General features: G+C 57.9%; 16 protein-coding genes. 1 reads left to right on the top strand and 15 read right to left on the bottom strand.

The annotated features are described in order from the left end of the window. Positions 1-159 precede the first annotated feature (159 nt). From NE547_RS11230 to NE547_RS11190, 9 genes are all read right to left on the bottom strand, one after another. The gene (locus NE547_RS11230; RefSeq protein ID WP_256175973.1) at positions 160-1122 is read right to left on the bottom strand and encodes an ABC transporter ATP-binding protein; all 963 of its coding nucleotides are present in this window, start codon (positions 1120-1122) and stop codon (positions 160-162) included. Continuing rightward, a complete protein-coding gene (locus NE547_RS11225) occupies positions 1119-2099 on the bottom strand; it encodes an ABC transporter ATP-binding protein (RefSeq protein WP_186908449.1) in 981 nt (326 codons plus the stop codon). The genes NE547_RS11230 and NE547_RS11225 overlap by 4 nt, the downstream gene beginning before the upstream one ends. A gap of 1 nt (position 2100) precedes the next feature. Next, positions 2101-3006: an ABC transporter permease gene (locus tag NE547_RS11220; RefSeq protein ID WP_256175972.1), complete on the bottom strand. Its 906-nt coding sequence runs from the start codon at positions 3004-3006 to the stop codon at positions 2101-2103. 6 nt (positions 3007-3012) lie between these two features. Then, positions 3013-4035 (bottom strand): ABC transporter permease, encoded by a 1023-nt coding sequence (locus tag NE547_RS11215; RefSeq protein WP_256175971.1) that lies wholly within the window; start codon positions 4033-4035, stop codon positions 3013-3015. Between the two features lie 70 nt (positions 4036-4105). Beyond that, complete coding sequence (locus tag NE547_RS11210) at positions 4106-5767, bottom strand: ABC transporter substrate-binding protein (RefSeq protein WP_186908447.1); 1662 nt, start codon at positions 5765-5767, stop codon at positions 4106-4108. Between the two features lie 259 nt (positions 5768-6026). Further along, entirely contained in the window at positions 6027-7316 is a 1290-nt protein-coding gene (locus NE547_RS11205) for a Sapep family Mn(2+)-dependent dipeptidase (RefSeq protein WP_256175970.1), read from the bottom strand. 3 nt (positions 7317-7319) lie between these two features. Further along, on the bottom strand, positions 7320-8387 hold the full coding sequence (locus tag NE547_RS11200; RefSeq protein ID WP_186908445.1) for an aminopeptidase: 1068 nt from the start codon (positions 8385-8387) through the stop codon (positions 7320-7322). 42 nt (positions 8388-8429) lie between these two features. Next, positions 8430-9641, bottom strand: a complete 1212-nt coding sequence (locus NE547_RS11195) for a pyridoxal phosphate-dependent aminotransferase (protein WP_256175969.1) — start codon at positions 9639-9641, stop codon at positions 8430-8432. Between the two features lie 14 nt (positions 9642-9655). Continuing rightward, positions 9656-10033 (bottom strand): RidA family protein, encoded by a 378-nt coding sequence (locus tag NE547_RS11190; RefSeq protein WP_186908443.1) that lies wholly within the window; start codon positions 10031-10033, stop codon positions 9656-9658. Positions 10034-10456: 423 nt separating this feature from the next. Here NE547_RS11190 and NE547_RS11185 point away from each other — a divergent pair, with 423 nt between their 5' ends. Then, a complete protein-coding gene (locus tag NE547_RS11185) occupies positions 10457-11128 on the top strand; it encodes a transcriptional regulator (RefSeq protein ID WP_186908442.1) in 672 nt (223 codons plus the stop codon). A 398-nt stretch (positions 11129-11526) separates the two neighbouring features. Here NE547_RS11185 and NE547_RS11180 read toward each other — a convergent pair whose 3' ends face one another. The 6 genes from NE547_RS11180 to NE547_RS11155 all read right to left on the bottom strand — a co-directional run bounded on the left by NE547_RS11180 (position 11527) and on the right by NE547_RS11155 (position 18041). Continuing rightward, a complete protein-coding gene (locus tag NE547_RS11180; RefSeq protein WP_256175968.1) occupies positions 11527-12546 on the bottom strand; it encodes an electron transfer flavoprotein subunit alpha/FixB family protein in 1020 nt (339 codons plus the stop codon). 14 nt (positions 12547-12560) lie between these two features. After that, positions 12561-13364 carry an electron transfer flavoprotein subunit beta/FixA family protein gene (locus NE547_RS11175; RefSeq protein ID WP_186908440.1) on the bottom strand — a complete coding sequence of 268 codons (804 nt, stop codon included), beginning with the start codon at positions 13362-13364 and terminating at the stop codon, positions 12561-12563. Next, entirely contained in the window at positions 13361-14422 is a 1062-nt protein-coding gene (locus tag NE547_RS11170) for an aromatic acid exporter family protein (RefSeq protein ID WP_256175967.1), read from the bottom strand. Before NE547_RS11170 ends, NE547_RS11175 begins: the two co-directional genes overlap by 4 nt. An 82-nt stretch (positions 14423-14504) precedes the next feature. Beyond that, entirely contained in the window at positions 14505-15722 is a 1218-nt protein-coding gene (locus NE547_RS11165) for an ethanolamine utilization protein EutH (RefSeq protein ID WP_256175966.1), read from the bottom strand. Between the two features lie 47 nt (positions 15723-15769). Beyond that, the gene (locus NE547_RS11160) at positions 15770-16561 is read right to left on the bottom strand and encodes an enoyl-CoA hydratase/isomerase family protein (RefSeq protein WP_256175965.1); all 792 of its coding nucleotides are present in this window, start codon (positions 16559-16561) and stop codon (positions 15770-15772) included. Continuing rightward, the gene (locus NE547_RS11155; protein WP_256175964.1) at positions 16551-18041 is read right to left on the bottom strand and encodes a nitrogen regulation protein NR(II); all 1491 of its coding nucleotides are present in this window, start codon (positions 18039-18041) and stop codon (positions 16551-16553) included. Before NE547_RS11155 ends, NE547_RS11160 begins: the two co-directional genes overlap by 11 nt. Between the last annotated feature and the right edge of the window lie 22 nt (positions 18042-18063).

The following is an 18063-nucleotide window of genomic DNA, read 5'->3' as shown; positions in this document are numbered from 1 at the left end:
GGCCCCATACTTCCGGGGGGCTGTGCGAAAACAAGACCCCCTGGTGCGCCTGCACCTGGGCGCCAGGGAAGACGCCGCTTGGGTTCCCTTGCTTCTTCCGCGTGATCAGTCTTTTCGGGCCCGGCATCCCGCCCACAGCACGCCCGATCCCGCCATTTCTCAGATGCAGTGACAGCAGGCAAAGTGGCCGGGGGAGACTTCACGCATCTGCGGGGTATCCTGGGAACAGATATCCTTCTTAAAGGGACACCGGGGGTGGAAGGGACAGCCCTTGGGCTTGTTCAGAGGGCTTGGGATCTCGCCGATCGACTTGATCTTCTGGGGCTTAAGGCGCTCCTCCTCGTCGCTGAGCACCGGGATGGAGGCCAGCAACATCTGGGTGTAAGGGTGGCGGGGATTTTCGAAAAACTCCGCCGTGTCGGCATACTCGCAGATGCTGCCCAGATACATTACCGCCAACCGGTCGCACATGTTGCGCACGAGACACAGGTTGTGGGTAATGAACAGATAGGACAGATCGTTCTTTTTCTGCAGCTCAATGAGCTTATTGGTGATCTTGGCCTGAATGGATACGTCCAGAGCGGAGGTGGGCTCGTCCAGCACGATGAACTGGGGGTTGGCCGCCAGGGCGCGGGCCACGCACACCAGCTGCTTTTCGCCGCCGCCGATGGCCCGGGGATACTTGTCCAGGTAGTGGACCGGAAGACCCACCTGCTCCAGTATGCCCTTGATGCGTGCCTCAACCTCCGCGGTGGTCAGACGCTTGTCCGCATACAGCTGTACCGGTACGGAGAGGATCTGACGGATGGTTTTGCGGGGATTAAGAGAACCGCCGGGATCCTGAAACACCAACTGGATCTGCTGCTTGAGCGAGGGTTCCCGGGACTGGCTGGAGCGGCTGATATCAATCTCGTCCCGGAAGGTGATGGAGCCGGAGGTGGGGCCGTAGGTGCCCACGATCATGGAGCCGATGGTAGACTTGCCGGAGCCCGACTCGCCCACCAGACCGAAATTCTCGCCCCGGCGGATGTCAAAGCTGACGTCATCCACGGCGGTGAGGGTACCGAACTTGGTCTTAAATTGCTTGGTCAGATTCTTGATCTGAATGACGTTTTCGCTCATACCGCCGCCTCCTCTCCCGCATGATGACAGGCTACCTGACGCCCGTCCTCCATGTCCGCCAGAATAGGGGGCGCTTCCAGGCACTCCTGAGTGCATCGGGGACAGCGTGAGGCAAAACGGCAGCCCTTGGGGGGATTGATATAGCTTGGAATATCGCCGGCGATACCGTCGGCAATGCCGCTGCCGGTGAGTTTGGGCGTGGCGGCCATCAGGCCGATGGTATACGGGTGGTGGGGGTGTTCGAAGACTTCTTTGGTCTTGCCCACCTCGACCACATTGCCTGCGTACATGACGTACACCCGGTCGGTGATCTTCCGAATGGCGCCCAGGGCGTGGCTGACCAGGATGAGGGACTTCTTCTTCTCCCGGACCAGTTTGTCCAGCAGGTCGAGGATCTGTTCCTCGATGGTCACATCCAGAGCGGTGGTGGGCTCGTCGGCCAGCATCAGGTTGGTATCCTTCATCAGCGCCATGGCGATGCACACACGCTGGCGCATACCGCCGGAGAGCTGCACCGGATAGCTGCCCAGCACCCGTTCGGGGGCCGGCATGGACACCGAGTCCAGGGCGTCCAGCATCATCTGGCCATACTCTGCTTTGCGCTTGCCGGGGAACTGGCTTTTGAGGATGTCCGTCATCTGGGTAGAGATCTTTAACGTGGGATTGAGGGAGCTGGAGGGGTCCTGAAAAATCATGGACACGTTGCGGCGTACGCTGCGCAGCCCCTTTTTTCCGTCCACCGAGACGCCGCATACCTCGATGGCGTCTTTGTGGACAATGGCCGGAGGGCTTTGAAGCACGGCGGCGGCGGATTTGAGTACCGTGGTCTTGCCGCAGCCGGTCTCGCCGATGAGGCCCACCCGCTCGGCCTGCTCCACATGCATGCTCAGGCCTGGGATCACCTCCAGGATCCCTTCGTAAATTTTATACTTCACGGAGAGGTTTTCGATATTCAATGCAAGATTCTTCTTCTCCATGTCACTTCTCCTCCACGGACAGAACATCGTTCAAACCGTCGCCCAGCAGGTTGAAGCCCAGCACGATCAGTACGACCACGATGGCAGGCATAACGGTCAGCCACCAGAATTCGGGCAGATACTGGATGCCGTCGGACACCATGGCGCCCAAGGAGGGCTCCGGCGGCTGCACGCCCAGCCCGACAAAGCTCATGCTGGAGGCGGTCAGAATGATGCTGCCCATATCCAGACTCATCTTGGTGACAATGGACGAGGTGATGTTGGGGAGCATCTCACTCAGGAGAATTTTCAGGACTTTAACGCCGGACAGCTCCGTATAGACGATATACAGCTCATTGGAGAGGGAGGTGACCATGTTGTAGGTCATACGAGTATACCAGGGCCACCAGGCGACGGCAATGCCGATGGCTGCAAAGAGGTAGCCGTTGGTGAACATGGTGCAAACCACCATAGCCAGGATCAGGGGAGGAATGGCCATAAACAGTTCGGTCACCCACATGATCAGCCGCGAGATCAGTTTGCCCTTGTAGTAGCCGGCGACCAGGCCCAGAATGACGCCCAGCGGTACCGAGATGGCCAACACCAGCAGCCCGATGACCAGGGAGGAGCGGGTGCCAATGAGCATGCGGCTGAACACATCTCTCCCGTACTCGTCGGTGCCTGCCAGGTGAATGGCGCTGGGCCCCTGGAAGGACTCGGCGATCTTGGTGGTCAGGCCGGCGTCCTCCGGATAGGGGACAATGTAGGGCGCGAAGACCGCCACGAAGACGACCGCCAGCACCACCACCAGGCCCAGCATGGACAGAGGGTTACGCGAAAATTTATACCAACTCTTCTTCAGCGATTCAATTCTGGGATTTTGACCCTGCTCGACGGCTGCGTTGGCTTTCAATTCTTTTGTCATCATACGCAATCACTCCGATGTATTGATGCGGATTCTCGGGTCCAGGAAAGCCACGCCGATATCCACCAGGGCGTTTACGACAGCGAAGATGATACCAAACACGAAGGTAACTGCCACGATGCCGTAAGGGTCCTTGTTCTGGATCACGTTTAGGCTATACTGCGAAAATCCCGGATAGCGGAAGATCACCTCAATGATGAATGCGTTGCCGATCAAAGAGGCCACCTGCAGGCCGTAAATCGTCAGCGTGGGGATAAAGGAAGGCTTCATCAAATGCTTCATTACCAACTTGCCCCGGCTGACGCCGGCCACCTGCGCGAAGGCAATGTAATCAGCATTAATGTTTTCCACCATGGCTCCGCGATGGATACGAGCCATATAGGCGATGCTGCCCAAAGAGAGACTCAGGCAGGGCAGTACCATGCACTTGAGCACTTGGCCGTAGAGGGCGAAGTCTCCTACCAGCAGGCAGTCCAGGCCCATCATGCCGGTTCTCACATAGTTGTCCGGAATCGTGGGCATACCGCCGATGGGGAAGATGCCGAGCGTATAGCTGAATACCAGCAGCAGCAGTACGCCGATGGCGTATGCCGGGGTACACACACCCAAGTAAGAGATAAACCGGATCAGGTTATCCAACCACGAGTTTTTGAATATGGCGGATATCGTGCCTACCGCCACGCCCACAATGAGAATGAGGATCGCACAGTAGAATACCAGCTCCAGACTCTTGGGCAGGTATTGCTTGATGTCCTCGGCGACATTGCGGTGGGTGAAAAGAGACTCGCCGAAGTCCCCCTCGGTGATTACCCCCTTGAGCCAGTGGGCCCACTGTATCGGCAGGGCGCGGTCAAAATACAGTTCGCTGCGCTTCTGCGCGATGGTCTCCTCCGGCGTCATGGGACCCATAGAGATTTTGACCGGGTCGCCGGGAATCAGACGGATGAAGGAGAACACCACAAAGGAGAGCACCAAAAGCAAGATAACTGTATGCAGCAGCTTTTTCAAAATGGCGACGACAGTCTTTCGCATAGTGGCTCCTTACTCGTCAGGGCCAGAAGCACCCGCCTCTGGCCCTGACGCATGTTCTTCTTGGAATGATTTACTTCATGATATAGTCCGCGTAGTAGAAGTTGTATTCCGTGGTGGCGTGCTTGGCCGGCCACTCAAAGTTGTTGGCGTTGTAGATGGGCTTGATGACAGAGGCGCATGTGTAGACGGAGGGCACGACCTCCTCCACCAGGTACTTTTGCATCTGGCCGTACAGCGCGATCCGCGCGTCGTCATCCACGGTCCCCAGGGCCTCGTTGAGCATGGAGTCAAACTTTTCATCCTGCATCCACTCGTTCTGGTTCCAGTTGCCCACCGTCCAGGAGGCATACTTCAACTCCAGGATGGAGCCGGCTTCCGGATAGCCGGCGGTGGCAAAGGCGTTGGTCACGTTGGGGCTGGTGGCGATCTCGGCCTCATTGTTGCAGAACTGTACCCAAGGAGTCTCGTTGATGACCACCTTGAAGCCCAGGCTCTCCAGCGAGGAGGCCATCAAGTACACCAGTTTGCCGGTGTCGCCGTTGCCTTCAATGTAGTCCAGCTGGATGGGGTAATTCGCCAGGTCACTGGCGTATTTGGACGCGGCGATCTCCTCCTTGGCCTTGTCCAGATCATAGGAGTAGCCTTCAAAGTCATCCACATATCCGAACAGGTTTGTGGGTACGGGGCCGTTGGCATCGGGAGCGCCGCCCAAAATCTGCTTCATCTGCTCATAATCACAGGCGTAAGAGATGGCGCGGCGGATGTGCACGTCATCGGTGGGGGCTTTTTGCGTGTTCATCATGAAGTAGTTCAGGCCGGCCTCCTGGAGCTCAGCTACCTCGATTCCGTCGTTGGCGGTCAGAGCAGCGATGGTAGTGGAGTCCTGGTGGCCATGGACAAAGTCCAGATCACCGTTGCTCATGAGCATCTTGGTGGTGGATGCCTCGGTCAACTCCTGGATTTCCACCGTGTCGGGCGCGGCAGCAGGCACGGCACCGTTCCAGTAGTTCGCGTTCTTGGTCAGCACCATGGTGTCATGGACCGTAAAGCTGCTGATGACGTAGGGGCCGGAGCCGGCGGAGTGGGTCAGCAGATAGCCGGTGCCGTAGTCGCCGTTGTCACCGTACATCCCTTCGGCGGCGGTGTTGGCCTCCACCAGAGCGCTGTTGACGATACGGAAAGCGGTCAGAGCGGAGACGAAGGGGCCAAAGGTCTTGGAAAGCTTGAATTCCACGGTGTGCTCGTCCACCGCCACCGTCTCAGCCAGCACATCTTTGAGCACATAGGCGAAACCCTCGCCCATGGTCATCATGCGGTCAAAGCTGTACTTGACGTCCTTGGAGGTCAGAGGGGTCCCGTCGGCGAAGGTCACATCCTGGCGCAGCTGGAAGGTGTAGCTCAGACCGTCTTCGCTGGCCTCCCAGCGCTCCGCCAGTTGGGGCTCCGGGCTGCCGTCCTCTGCGTTGGGGGCCACCAGGCACTCGTACAGATTGACATAGAGCATCAGGTCGTTTTCGCCGGTGCCCCGGGCAGGGTCGACGGTCTCAGGGGTGGTGGTGCAGGTGCCGCGCAAAACCGTGGCGCCCGCAGGCGCGCTGGTGCTGGGGGCGCCGGTATTGCCGGGGGCCGCGGTGTTTGCGGCGCCTCCGCCGTCTGTAGTGCCGCAGGCGGCCAGGGCAGCCAGCAGGGCGGCCGACAAAACGCCGCACAAGATTCGTTTCATGGTTTTCATTGTTCTGTTCCTCCTTTAGTCGGTCAGTTCATGAATCGCGTAGCCGTACATTATCGTGTTTTTGATAATATTCGCTCTCAGCGTCCGCTCGTTGGGGGAATGCACGGTCAGTTCCTCCTTTGGATAGACCGGGGCTGTTGACAAAGTCCCTTATCGAAAAAGCAAATAGGTTTTTCTTGCTTGTTTGTTGTTATTTACTATCAAATATATGCTATTTGATAAACTTTTTGCAAGGCCATATTTTTGAAAACAGACTTTGTCAACAGCTCCAGACCGAACCAAAGCAAACACAGTTGGGGAAGGCCCTGGCATAGGTGCCGCCGCCGATGGCGGAGAGTACCGCCTCCTCCCCCGCCACCGTCTCATAGACGCGGCAGAGGGTCTGGATGAAGCTGCTGTCTGCCGGGACGTACAAAGGGTGCTTGAGATGCTCGCCTGCGCAGTGGTAGCCCTGGCCTGCAAAAGCGTCCTTCACCTTGGCTGCGACGTCATCCAGGGAGACGGTGACCGGGGCACGCACGTCCAGCTTGGCGGTCAGCATGCCGTCGTTCAGACTGAGCATGCCCAGGTTGGTGGTCAACTCGCCGGACACGTCGTCCGCACAGCGGATCCCCATGGCTGCGCCGTCAGGCTGTTCCCCCATCAGGCCCAGCAGTTCCCCGGCCGCGTCCCGCAGCGCCCCGGGCGCGCCCTCGCACCCGGCGATCACATGCAGCAGGCCCTGGATGGCGGACACGCCCCGGGCGGGACTGTGAGAAGGGGCGTTTCTGCCCTTGCAGCGGATGCACGTGCCTTCCCGCTCCTCGCTCACGGTAAAGCGCATGCCCTCGGGGGCGGAATAGGCGGTCACAGCCGCCTGTGCTTGGGCTGCCGTACAGGGCAGCCATGCCGCGGCCCCGGCGGGCACCAGGTTCCCGGCCTCGCCGGCCTGGATGCAGGCGCCCGCCCCCTCGATCTCCTTGGCAAAGTCTGCGCCCAAAATGCCCTTCTCCCGGTTGACTACGGTGTACATGCCGTCGGGAGAGAAGCTGTAGGCGGGAGGATCCAGGTGCTTTTTATAGTAGTCCATGCAGCCCCAGCCGGTCTCCTCGTTGGTGCCGATGATCACGCGGACCTGCTTTTTGGGTACAAAGCCCATCTGTTTTAACGCATACATTCCATACAGGCAGGAGAGCAGAGGCCCCTTATCGTCGGCTACGCCCCGTCCCTGAAGAAATCCATCTTTCTCCGTGAGGGTGAAGGGGTCGCTGTTCCACGCGGACAGGTCGCCGGGGGGCACCACATCTACATGGGAGAGGATACCGAGCACCTCGCCTTCGCCCCACTCGATGGTGCCTACGTACCCGTCGTGGTTTTTTACACAAAACCCCATCTGTGCGCCCAGGCCCAAAATATGCTCCAGAGCCTGAGCCACCGCGCTGCCGAAGGGGGCGCCCGGGGCGGGCGTTCCCTCTACGCTGGGGATGGCGATCTGCTCGTTCAGGCTTGCAAACAGTGCGTCAATGTGGGCATCGACCTGCGCGGTCAGCGCCTTTAACACCCCGTCCATGACTTAGTAACCGGCCACGCCCAGCTCGCCGCAGATGCGAACGCACTCGGGGTCGACATAGAAGCCGTTCTCCTCAATGGCCTTGCCGTCGCAGTAGATGGAGGGGTTGAGAATGATGCCGTCGGTGTGGTTGGCAGCCACCCAGCTCTTGCCGCCCAGGCCCTCGCCCTGGGTGCCCAGGCCGATCTCCACACAGCCGAAGATGCGCTCGTCCTCCTCGATGCGGCCGGTGGGCTCGGGGATACCGGGGTTGAAGCCGCAGGAGATATGCGCCACCCAATACATCTTGGGATCGTTCCAGCTGGCCATCCACTTCTGGAACAGGTGCGCCTCACGGCCGGGCCCCTCAATTTTGGTACAGACGCCCTTTTCAATGGTCAGCTTGACCGGGTTGACCTGGCGGCCGATCTCCTGGGGCGGGAACAGACCGCCGTCGAAGACGATGGTGCCGTTGATGGTCTCCTCGATGGGGCACATGGAGGTCTGGCCGGAGAGCATGACGGAGGTGCCGGGAGCGGCATAGGTGCCGGACTGGTTGCACAGACGGCCCTCGCAGGCAAAGGTCAGATCGGTTCCGCCGGGGCTGGTGATGCGCATCTGCTTGGCCTCGTTGTGCAGCACGACCAGGCGTTCGCCCAGTTCCACGATCTTCTTGTGGTCGAAACGGCCGATGACGTTGAGCATCATATTGATGTCCATCGAGGCGGCGGTGATCTGACGGGTACCGCAGTCCATGGCCTGCTTCCAGCCGCGGGTATAGAACAGCTGGTAATCATACTCGATCCACACATCAGCGGCCTTGATGGCCTCCAGCACAGGCTTAGTGGGTTCGATCATGATGGCTTGCTCCAGAGAGGCGGGGTACTGCATCACGATGGGGTAGGCGCCCATAGTCAGGGCGGCGCCGGCGGTGGCGTTGATCACGCGCTCATCGTTGGTGGTGTCGCAGGTAATGAGAACGGTTTCGCCGGGCTTGACCATCATGATCTCCCGCAGCAGCTTTTCAGCAGCCTTCTGCAGTTCCCAATTGAGGTAGTACGGACGGCCTTCCGCCTGAGTGGTAGCTTTCATGTTGCATTCTCCTTTTCATTATTCGTTTTATTAAGAAAGATTCTAATCCTGCTCTTGGTAGGCGCGCAGCGCCTGCGCAATGCGCTGGAGCACCTGCTCCGACTCGTCGTCGCTGCCCAGGCAGCCGTTGATGATGCGCAGGCAGCCATTGCCCTGGGAACCGTAATTTTTGCCGTCGTTGACGGCCACTCCGGCCTGGCGGATGAGGTAGTCCATGATCTCGGTGGAGTCCCCCAGCTCGGATACATCGATCCAGCAGAAGAAGCCGGACTGGGGCATATCCATCTTGACTCCGGGCACCGAACCCAGAATGCGGTAGGCGTCCTGGCGGCGGCGATCGTAGTGGGCCTTATAGCCGGCCATAAAGCTGGTGTCCCGGAAGGCTGCGATGGCCGCCAGCTGGGAGGCGGTGTTGGTGGCCCCCAGTACGTTGACGGCGCCGCCGTAGTATACGTCCATAAACGTATCACAGGCCACGATGTAACCCACCCGCAGCCCGGACAGGCCCATGCCCTTGGAGATGGAGCATACCGTAACGGTCCGCTCCCACATTCCGGGCAGGCTGGCGGGGGAGACAAACTCCACATCGTCGAAGATCATATCCTCAAAGGCCTGATCCACCACTAAGATGAGATCGTGGCGGATGACAAACTCAGCCAGGGCCTCCAGGCTTTCCCTTCGAAATACGGTGGTAGTGGGGTTGTTTGGGTGGGTAATAAGCACCATCTTGGTCTTATCGGTCACACAGCGTTCGAAGGCATCCATGTCAAACTGGTAGCCGTTGGCCGCATCCAGGGGGACCGGGACCGTAACGCCGCCCATCAGCGTGGGGTTGAGAAAGTTGCTGGGATAGCTTGGGTCGGGTACCAGAACCTCATCGCCGGGGTCGAGGAAGACCGTCATGGCATAGAACAGCCCTGAATCCGAACCCGGAGTGATAATGATGTTGCGCCGGGGATCCACATCCAGATGGTTGTAGGCCTTGCACTTTTTGGCGATCTCTTCCCGCAGCTCCACAGAGCCGATGGGCATGGTATAGTGGGAAGCAATGCCGCACTGTGCCGCCTCAATGAGAGCTTCCTTCACCGTTTCGGGCACTGAGGGATCTGGATAGAAGGGGTCCGCCCATCCCATGAGTACCACCTGCCCGGCCATGGAAGCAAAGCTGTCTCCCACATCGGCCTTTGTCACCTTGGTGAACAGGCCTCCCTCTACCCCACGGAACTTTCGTGCGATCTTATCCTTACCGGCCATATCCGCACACCCGCTTACAGTGCGGCTATGGCGTCGATCTCTACCTTCGCGCCCTTGGGCAGGGCGGACACCTCCACCACAAAGCGGGCGGGCGCCCCCTCGCCGAAGAAGCTCTGATAGGCCTCGTTGATCAAGCCGAAGGAGTTCATATCCTGGATAAACAGGCCGCATTTGACGATATTTGTCTCATCACCGCCGGCGGCCTTCACCAAGGCTATGATATTCTTCATGGACTGAGCCACCTGGGCCTTGAGATCCTCGGGCATCACGCCGGTGGCTGGGTCGATGGGCAGCTGACCGGACACATACAGCGTGCCGTTCCCAATTACCGCCTGAGAATAAGGACCGATCGCCGCCGGGGCTTTGCTGCTGCTGATGATCGCTTTTTCCATTTTTGTTCTCTCCTTTGTTTGGTGAGGGGCATAAGCTGTTTTTGCAGTTTTAGTTCTTTGCTCTTGCAGTGCTGCGTTTTTGGATTTGCCGGATAATGAAAATGGACGCACTGAGCCGGGTACCTGATGCACCTTTGCCCGTTGCGTCCTGCTTCCTACATTGCTGATTATAAATGAACTTTTTTTCATTGTAAATCTTTTTCAATAAAAAAATTAATTATTTTGGCGGCCGATTTTTCTGGTTTTTTGCATTATTGTCGTTTTATTGGAAAATATTTCACAATTGCTTGCATCCAAATTGGAATGGTGGTAAAATTTATTTTAGTTTTGGGAACGCTTTGTTGACTTCTAGACTATAAAGTTTTCTGTTTGTCACCTTTTGACTCCACTTTTTTATTTACTTGCAAAATTGGGAGGATGTTTATGGAGCAAATTGCCGTTTCACTCACACCTGCGGATCGGATGATCCTGGAGTCCTATAAGACCATGGCGGAAGGCCTGAGTGACTATCTGGGCAGCGGCTACGAGATTGTGCTGCACAGTCTGGAAAATCTGGACCGTTCAGTCATTAAGATTTTAAATGGCTATCACACCGGCCGCAGGGAGGGGGCCCCCATCACCGATCTGGCGCTGGAGATGCTGTCCCGCATTAAGGAGACGGGTGGAGACCCTCCCTATATTTCCTATTTTACAAAGAACAAACGGGACGAACCCCTCAAGTCCACCACGATCGCCATCCACGGCGAGCGCGGACGAGTTATCGGCCTGATGTGTATGAATTTTTATCTGAACACCCCCCTGGCCGATGTGATCAGTTCGCTTACGCCCCGCCAGCACCAGCCGCCGGAAAGCATCCCTGAGATATTCTCGGACAACATCGGCGATGTCATTGACGCCACGGTGCGCCAGGTCAAGGAGCAGGTCTGTGCAAACGAAAAAATTCCCGCCAATCTGAAAAACAGGGCTATCGTCTCCGAACTCTACGAAAAGGGGATCTTCAGCCTGAAGGACAGCGTGGTGCGTACGGCGGAATTGTTGAGTATCTCCAAAAATACGGTCTATCTCCACCTCCGTAATTTGACCGGGTCCAAATAGCGCGCATGTGTCGTTCCCGCATACGCCATACCCGGCGGTGCTGGAAAAGGTTGTGCGACGCTTCCCGCCAGTGGTTTTTTCTATAAGAAAAAGTCCTGCCGCTATTGCAGCGACAGGACTTTGCTTTGCCTCAATGCGGCAAAAAAGCTGTTTGGAACATACGGGCCCTACACGGTGGGCGGCGCTTTTGCGCGGCGCAAGTGTTTTCACCCAAAGGCGAAACCCTTGGCGGAGGCGGAATTTATTTCCGCCGAGCAGTTTGATCACCGAAGGACGGAGCGACAAAAGGGCGCGAAACTCCAAAAGAAAGACACGCGTTTTGCGGGCCGTTTTTTGCATGTTCAAAAGGTATATGCAGGTGAATGCCGCTGACCGGAATTTGGAGCGGAAGCCCTCGATTAATTATCGCATCCCTGGCCGCGGGCCTTCTTGATCTCATTGGTAAGGGCAGGAAGGATTTGAAAAAGATCGCCAACAACACCGTAGTCTGCAATGTCAAAGATGGGGGCATCGGGATCTTTGTTGATGGCGACGATGACGTCGGAGCTGGACATACCGGCCAAATGCTGGATGGCACCGGAGATACCGCAAGCGATGTAGAGTTTGGGACCTACGGTCTTTCCGGTCTGACCCACCTGATGGCTGTGGGGGATCCAGCCGGAGTCTACGGCGGCGCGGGAGGCACCCACAGTGGCGCCTAGGACTTTGGCCAAGGCTTGGATAGGCTCAAAACCCTCGGGCCCGCCCACGCCGCGGCCGCCAGAGACGATGATCTCCGCGCTTTCCAGGTCTACCAGCGCTCCGGCTGCCTCCTGAATGACCTTCAGAAGTTGCGTACGGATCTGCTCGGCGGGGACGTGGAGTTTTTCGCGGATAATCTCAGCCCTGAGGGCCACGGGGGCGGACTTTTTAAACACGCCGGGACGCACGGTGCCAATCTGGGGCCGGTGGTCCGGGCAGAGGATGGTGGCCATCAGGTTGCCGCCAAAGGCGGGGCGGGTCCAGGCCACGTTACCAGACTCCTCGTCAATGTCCAGGGCGGTGCAGTCTGCGGTGAGGCCGGTCTTCAGGCGGCAGGCCACCCGGGGGCCCAGATCCCGACCGTTGTTGGTGGCGCCAATGAGCATGCTTGTGGGGCCGTACTGCTCCACCAAGGTGCACAAAGCGATGGCGTAGGCGTCGGTGGTGTAGTGTTCATATTCCGGGCCGTCCACTACGATTACCTTGTCTGCTCCATGCTGCGCGGCAGCGGTTATAGCCGCGTCCGTGTGATGACCGATGACCACAGCGGTCAGAGCTCCGCCCTGTTTGGCCGCCATGGCCTTTCCGGGGGTGAGCAGTTCCAGACCCACGTTTTTGGCAGTGCCATCCCCATTGGTCTCTATAAATACCCAAAGCTCTTTCGTTTTGGCTTCCATTGCGCTTCCCTCCCTTAGATGATACTGGCCTCGCGCAGAGCCTGAAACAGCTTCTTTGCGGAGTCCTCGTTCGTTGCTTCCTGAATCTTCGTGCCGCCGCTCTTCTTTTGGGGCACAAAAGTCTTTTTTACGTGGGTGGGAGAGCCCTTCAGGCCGATGCGGGCGGCATCGATCCCCGGAAACATGGCATCGTCCAGCACCGGGATCTCTACCCGGTTGGCCGCCATTTTCCGCTTGATGGTGGGGTAGCGGGGGTCCCAAGCGGGCTTGGTGAAGGTGACCACGCAGGGGGTACGCACACCTATGAGTTCTGCTCCCTCCTCAGTCTCCTTCTTCACTATAAGCATGCTTTCCTCCGCCTCAACCTCCAGGCCGTAAGTCACCTGGGGATAGCCCAGGTGCTCGGCAAGTTCCGGCCCCACCTGGGCCGTGTCTCCGTCGATCGCCTGCTTGCCGCAGAAGATGGCATCGAACTTACCCTCCAGCGTCTCTATCTTCTTCACAGCGTTGGACAGGATGTAGCTGGTGGCCAGAGTGTCTGACCCGCCGAAGCTCCGTGCGCTCACTAAGTATGCTTTGTCCGCTGCGATGGCAAGGCACTCCTTCAGCGCCGCCGCAGCCTGAGGCGGACCCATGGTGACCACCACGATCTTAGTCTCTGGGGCCTTGTCCTTGATCCGGGCTGCTGCCTCCAGTGCATAGCCATCGAACGGGTTCACAATGCTCGGTACCCCGTCCCGAATCAACGTGTTCTTCACAGGGTCGATTCGAATCTCCGTCGTGTCCGGCACCTGTTTGACACATACTAAGATATTCATTTTGTTTCCTCCTGCTGTAATTTGGTTCTGTTTTTGCCGTTTGTTTCAAAGAAGTTCCGGCCCACGGCCCCTTCCCCGCCGGTGCAGGCATTGTATTCATCAGAACGCATGAGATGGGTCTTCAGTACCGACCTGTAGGTACATAGCCCGTGCCAGAGGGTAAGCTCGTGGAAGGGAATGTTAATCGGGAGTTCCCCAAGAGCCGCAAGGCAGACCTCACGGTCTCCGGAGAGCAGCTGCAGGTGGGACTGGAATAGTGCCCTCAAAAAGCAGGCGTATCCTCCTTGGTCCTTCTGTCCCTCTGCGTTGGGCAGATTGGCCAGCAGCTCCAGCAGCGCACTACAGGAGTCGGCTTTTCCCCGGCAGAATCGGGCAAAGCGCTGACACCTGTCCTTGTCCCGTTCCAGAAAATAATCTTTTGACATAAGACCCGCGTAATGCCGCACCTGTTCCGCCAGCCTGCGCAGATGCTCCAGCTTCTGAGAATCGACGCCCGATACCGGCTTGTGCTCCAGCAGCTCCACAAATAATGCCGTAAGAGCGCGGTCCATCTCCTGCACAGACCTGGTCAGGGCTGCGCGATGTCTTGGCGGGTACACGATAATATTCACAGCGACCCCTACTGCAATCCCTACTAGGCAGTAGAGAAGCCGTTTTACCGGATAGAAAGAATCGCCGCCGGTCATGAACTGTATCATAAGCACGGGAGAGTACAGCGTCATGTCCGGTATATCCAGTTTCCTGATTCGCCCGACCAGCAGGATAAGAAACGCGCTGACCGATAGGCCGAGGGCCAGTCGCTGTGCCTTGGGGATGCCATCAAAGCGGGCTAGGAAGAAAAACACCGGGGCTCCGATGACAATGCCGAGCAGCTGTGCCTTGATTCGCAGCAGGCCGTAGGCCAGAGCACCGTATATCGTATTGCCATATGCCATGAGAAACACCGCACTGAACACCGCGGTCAGCGGAGAGGGAAAGCCACATAGCTCAGATACCGCAGCGCTCACGTAGATCGCGATTGCCAGTTTTATTAGGGGAATCCACTCTTCTCGCGCCATCCAGTCCTCCTCTCTTCCGCGCGCAGTACTAGGGCGTACGGGTGCAAAGGCTGCGGCCGTCAGGGGCGACCATCCCTCCGGGTCAGAGTTTGGCCGCCTTGCCCAGCAGCTTGTCGGAGAGCAGGTTTGCCAGGATCAGTGCACAGATGCCGCAGGTGAGCTTGGCCACGATTACCGGCAGGATCATATCCTGATTGACGCCGGCAGTAAAGCCCAGGTGGTCACCGAAGACAAAGGCGGCGCACACGGCGAAGGAGATGTTCAGTAGCTTGCCCTTGGGGGTCATGTCCTTGACCATGTTGAATACCGGGATATTGTTGGCTAGATTGGCCACGAACCCAGCGGAGGCAGTCTCATCCACGCCCAGCAGCTTGCCGAAGGACATCAGCGGCTTGCGAAAGGTACGCTTGATCCACTCCACCATCGGGAAGGCCCCAATGAGCACTAGAGCGATGTTGCCCACGGTGATGAGGCTCTCTTTCAGGGGAGACATTCCATTGGCATCCTCAGCTACCATGATTTCCGCCAGGGGGAAGCGGATGCCGGTCTGGTACTGGAACACAGCGACAACGGTGCAGACGGTGATGACGGCAGTGACCACTGCGCCGAATTTGTCGAAGCCGTTCATCATGGCTTCCGGTTTGAACCATAGCCCGATGGCGATCAGAACCGCGATGATCGTGACGGGGATAATGTTTTGAATGAGGGCCAGCAGGTTCAGCGAATAGGGCGTCAGGCCCATAGCCAGCCCGCCGGTCAGACAGCCCAGAGGAACCGTGACCAAGCCGCACAGTATACCACAGGCCAGGATGGAGCAGTCCTTCTTCGGAACAATGGACAGGGCTACAGGAATATCAAAGAGGATGATGCACCCCATGGTGGTTCCTACAATCAGTCCGGCAAAATTGCCGATGGCCTGGTCGGAGCCAGCCAGCGACATGGCCAGAGAGTAGCCGCCCATGTCGCTGGCCAGCAGCGTGGTGGCAAAGACGGCGGGCGAGGCGCCGAAGAGAGCGTAGATGGGGGTAATGATGGGCTGGAGGATCATACACAGCACCGGAGCGGCGGCGATGACGCCCACCATGGCAACGGCCAGGGGGCCCATGGCATGGAAGCCCTCGTCAAAAGCGGCGCCATAGCCCTTCCGATTGCCGCGGATCTTGTCCACCGCGCCCACGACCATAAAGATCATCATGATCAGGATGATGGCGGAGTTGAAGGAAAAATGAGAGAGATAGCTGTGTAAACTCTCTGAAAAAGCCGCCGTATCGGTGACGGCGGAGATCAGTTCATCAAACATGAAGCAGATTCCTCCTCATAAAAGGCATCCGGGACAGGGCATCGCCACTAGGTCCCGTTGAACTGGGGAGAACGCTTTTCCACAAAAGCCCGTACGCCCTCCCTGTAGTCGTGGGTGTCCGCGCAGGAGTTCATTGTCGTCTCCTCCACCTGATGGAGGTAACGGTCGTAGTCGTGGAACGCGGCGCCATAGACCTGCTTTTTGATGTTGGTATAGGCGAAGAGCGGCCCGGCGGCCAACTTGCGGGCCAAGGCCATGGTGCGCTCCTCCAGTTCCTCTCTGGGACAGATCTCGTGGACCAGCCCCAGCCGGAGGGCCTCCTCCGCGGGGACAGGACGACCGGTAATGCACATCTCAAGGGCCCGCTGAGCGCCGATGCTTCGGCTGAGCAGATAGGGACCGCCGGTGTCCGGTACCAGAGCGATGCCCACAAACGCCTGGATAAACCGGGCGTTTTCCGAACAGACCACAAAGTCTCCGGACAGGGCCAGGTTGGCCCCGGCTCCGGCGGCGGAGCCACTGACCGCGCAGATAACCAGCTTGTTCAGCTGCTTCATGGCCAGGGCCAGTTTGCCTACCAAAACGACCAGCTCGGAGGATTCAACAACTCCCCGCTGGATATTGTCGTAAAGATAGCGGATGTCCCCGCCGGCAGAGAAGGCTCTGACACCGCCCTTGAGCACGACGACCTTGACCTCTGAACTCCGGTCGCACTGGTAAAGACGCTCCAGCAGTTCTTTGGCCATATCCACATCGATGGCGTTGAGGTTTTCTGGACAGTCCATTGTGATGGTGGCCACTCCCGCCTCACAGTGAAAGGCTGTTTTCTTATATTCCATGGCATTCTTCTCCTTCCGCTGGCAGAGGCTCCGGCAGCGGGAACGTTACCGTTACCGTTGTGCCGATGTTCTGCTCGGATGTTATAGATACGATAGCTTTACTCTGGTCGAATACTCGCTTGGCCACAAAAAGACCCAGGCCGGAGCCGCCATTCCTCGCTTTCGTGGAATAATAAGGCTTAAACAGATGATCAATCTTCTCCGGCGGGATGCCGCAGCCAGTGTCCTGAATGGAGACCTGGGCTGTGCGGGGCAGTCGGCGGCTGCAGACCCGAATCGTTCCGCTGGTTTGAATGGCCTCCACGGAGTTGATCAGCACATTGAGAAACGCTTGCTGCAGACCGCCGTTGTCTGCAATCAGTGTGGGGATGGACGGGTCCAAAGCCACGTCCATATCGATCTGCTTGCCGTTTTTCTGCCGATTGATGATGCGCACGCAGTTGTCGAGCACATCGTTCAGATTCATAGCCGACGGCTTGCGGGAGACACTGATATTGCCGAAGGAGAGCATCTGCTCGATGACGTTGTTGATGCGGCCGCTCTCATGGAGAATAATGTTGAGCAACTCCTGATGCTCCGGCGACAGGCCGCCATTGCGCAACAGAGCGCCGGCGCAGCCGTTAATGTTCATCAGGGGATTTTTTACATCATGAGCCAGTCCGGCGGAAATTTGACCTAGAAGGCTGAACTGCTTGCTCTGCTGCAACTCGTGCTCCATGGAACGCAGACTGGTTACGTCGTTTCCCACCAGCACCCCCCCGACCAGATGGCCCTTGCTGTTCCGCAGGGGCGACAGGGTGGCATTGACGATGCGGTCGGTGTTCGGAAAGAGGGCTATGTCCCCCAGAAGCTGGCGCTGACCAAGCTGTGTTATCCGCTGGAAGCACTCGCTAAAAGCGTCGCGGCAGGCGGGGTTGATACAGGTCAGGAAATTCCGGCTCAATAGAGTGTTTACCCCAATGCCAAACATGTGGCGGATGTTTCCATTGCAGCTGACTACCTTTCCGGTCAGGTCCAAGACCACGATGGCGCTCTCAATGCTGTCTACGATGTTTTCCGATAGGTCCCGCTCCTGGATGGACTCGTTGTTCAGCAGGGTATAGGCGTACTTCAACTCGGAACAAATCTGCAGCCACTCCAGATTTGCCGGGCTGATATCTTCTCCTTTGCGGCAATACAAGGCGAAAACGCTGTAGCTGGCATCCCGGCGGATGGGGATCTTGCGGAAGTAGCAGTCCTCCATCTGAAAGAGCTGCATCCCATCGTCGCAGGTCAGCTCGTGGCCGTACTGATCCAGAAAGCGTTGGGGAATATCTCCCGCGGCCCCGGTCTCGTCCCGCTGGGCGTCGATATAAATTGCGCCCTGGTTGGTTTTGGTACAGATGGCGACCCAGTCCAACTGACATAGGCGGTACATCCCCATAGCGTGGTTCTCTTTCAATGTGACTTCGGCGCGGCAGCTGGGATCGTGAAACAGCATAGGTGCTCATCTCCTGTCCGTC

It is taken from the genome of Flavonifractor sp. DFI.6.63 (assembly GCF_024462255.1).
In the GTDB taxonomy this organism is placed as follows: domain Bacteria; phylum Bacillota; class Clostridia; order Oscillospirales; family Oscillospiraceae; genus Lawsonibacter_A; species Lawsonibacter_A hominis.
Note: the sequence above shows the minus strand (reverse complement) of the source record. Positions and strands in the feature narration are given on the sequence as shown.

Excerpts from the sequence above, each read along its gene's own strand:
- NE547_RS11170 (WP_256175967.1), bottom strand. The coding sequence starts at position 14,422 with ATGGCGCGAGAAGAGTGGATTCCCCTAATAAAACTGGCAATCGCGATC.
- NE547_RS11185 (WP_186908442.1), top strand. The coding sequence starts at position 10,457 with ATGGAGCAAATTGCCGTTTCACTCACACCTGCGGATCGGATGATCCTG.
- NE547_RS11230 (WP_256175973.1), bottom strand. The coding sequence starts at position 1,122 with ATGAGCGAAAACGTCATTCAGATCAAGAATCTGACCAAGCAATTTAAG.
- NE547_RS11165 (WP_256175966.1), bottom strand. The coding sequence starts at position 15,722 with ATGTTTGATGAACTGATCTCCGCCGTCACCGATACGGCGGCTTTTTCA.
- NE547_RS11200 (WP_186908445.1), bottom strand. The coding sequence starts at position 8,387 with ATGAAAGCTACCACTCAGGCGGAAGGCCGTCCGTACTACCTCAATTGG.
- NE547_RS11160 (WP_256175965.1), bottom strand. The coding sequence starts at position 16,561 with ATGGAATATAAGAAAACAGCCTTTCACTGTGAGGCGGGAGTGGCCACC.
- NE547_RS11220 (WP_256175972.1), bottom strand. The coding sequence starts at position 3,006 with ATGATGACAAAAGAATTGAAAGCCAACGCAGCCGTCGAGCAGGGTCAA.
- NE547_RS11180 (WP_256175968.1), bottom strand. The coding sequence starts at position 12,546 with ATGGAAGCCAAAACGAAAGAGCTTTGGGTATTTATAGAGACCAATGGG.
- NE547_RS11205 (WP_256175970.1), bottom strand. The coding sequence starts at position 7,316 with ATGGACGGGGTGTTAAAGGCGCTGACCGCGCAGGTCGATGCCCACATT.
- NE547_RS11175 (WP_186908440.1), bottom strand. The coding sequence starts at position 13,364 with ATGAATATCTTAGTATGTGTCAAACAGGTGCCGGACACGACGGAGATT.
- NE547_RS11190 (WP_186908443.1), bottom strand. The coding sequence starts at position 10,033 with ATGGAAAAAGCGATCATCAGCAGCAGCAAAGCCCCGGCGGCGATCGGT.
- NE547_RS11215 (WP_256175971.1), bottom strand. The coding sequence starts at position 4,035 with ATGCGAAAGACTGTCGTCGCCATTTTGAAAAAGCTGCTGCATACAGTT.
- NE547_RS11195 (WP_256175969.1), bottom strand. The coding sequence starts at position 9,641 with ATGGCCGGTAAGGATAAGATCGCACGAAAGTTCCGTGGGGTAGAGGGA.
- NE547_RS11225 (WP_186908449.1), bottom strand. The coding sequence starts at position 2,099 with ATGGAGAAGAAGAATCTTGCATTGAATATCGAAAACCTCTCCGTGAAG.
- NE547_RS11210 (WP_186908447.1), bottom strand. The coding sequence starts at position 5,767 with ATGAAAACCATGAAACGAATCTTGTGCGGCGTTTTGTCGGCCGCCCTG.
- NE547_RS11155 (WP_256175964.1), bottom strand. The coding sequence starts at position 18,041 with ATGCTGTTTCACGATCCCAGCTGCCGCGCCGAAGTCACATTGAAAGAG.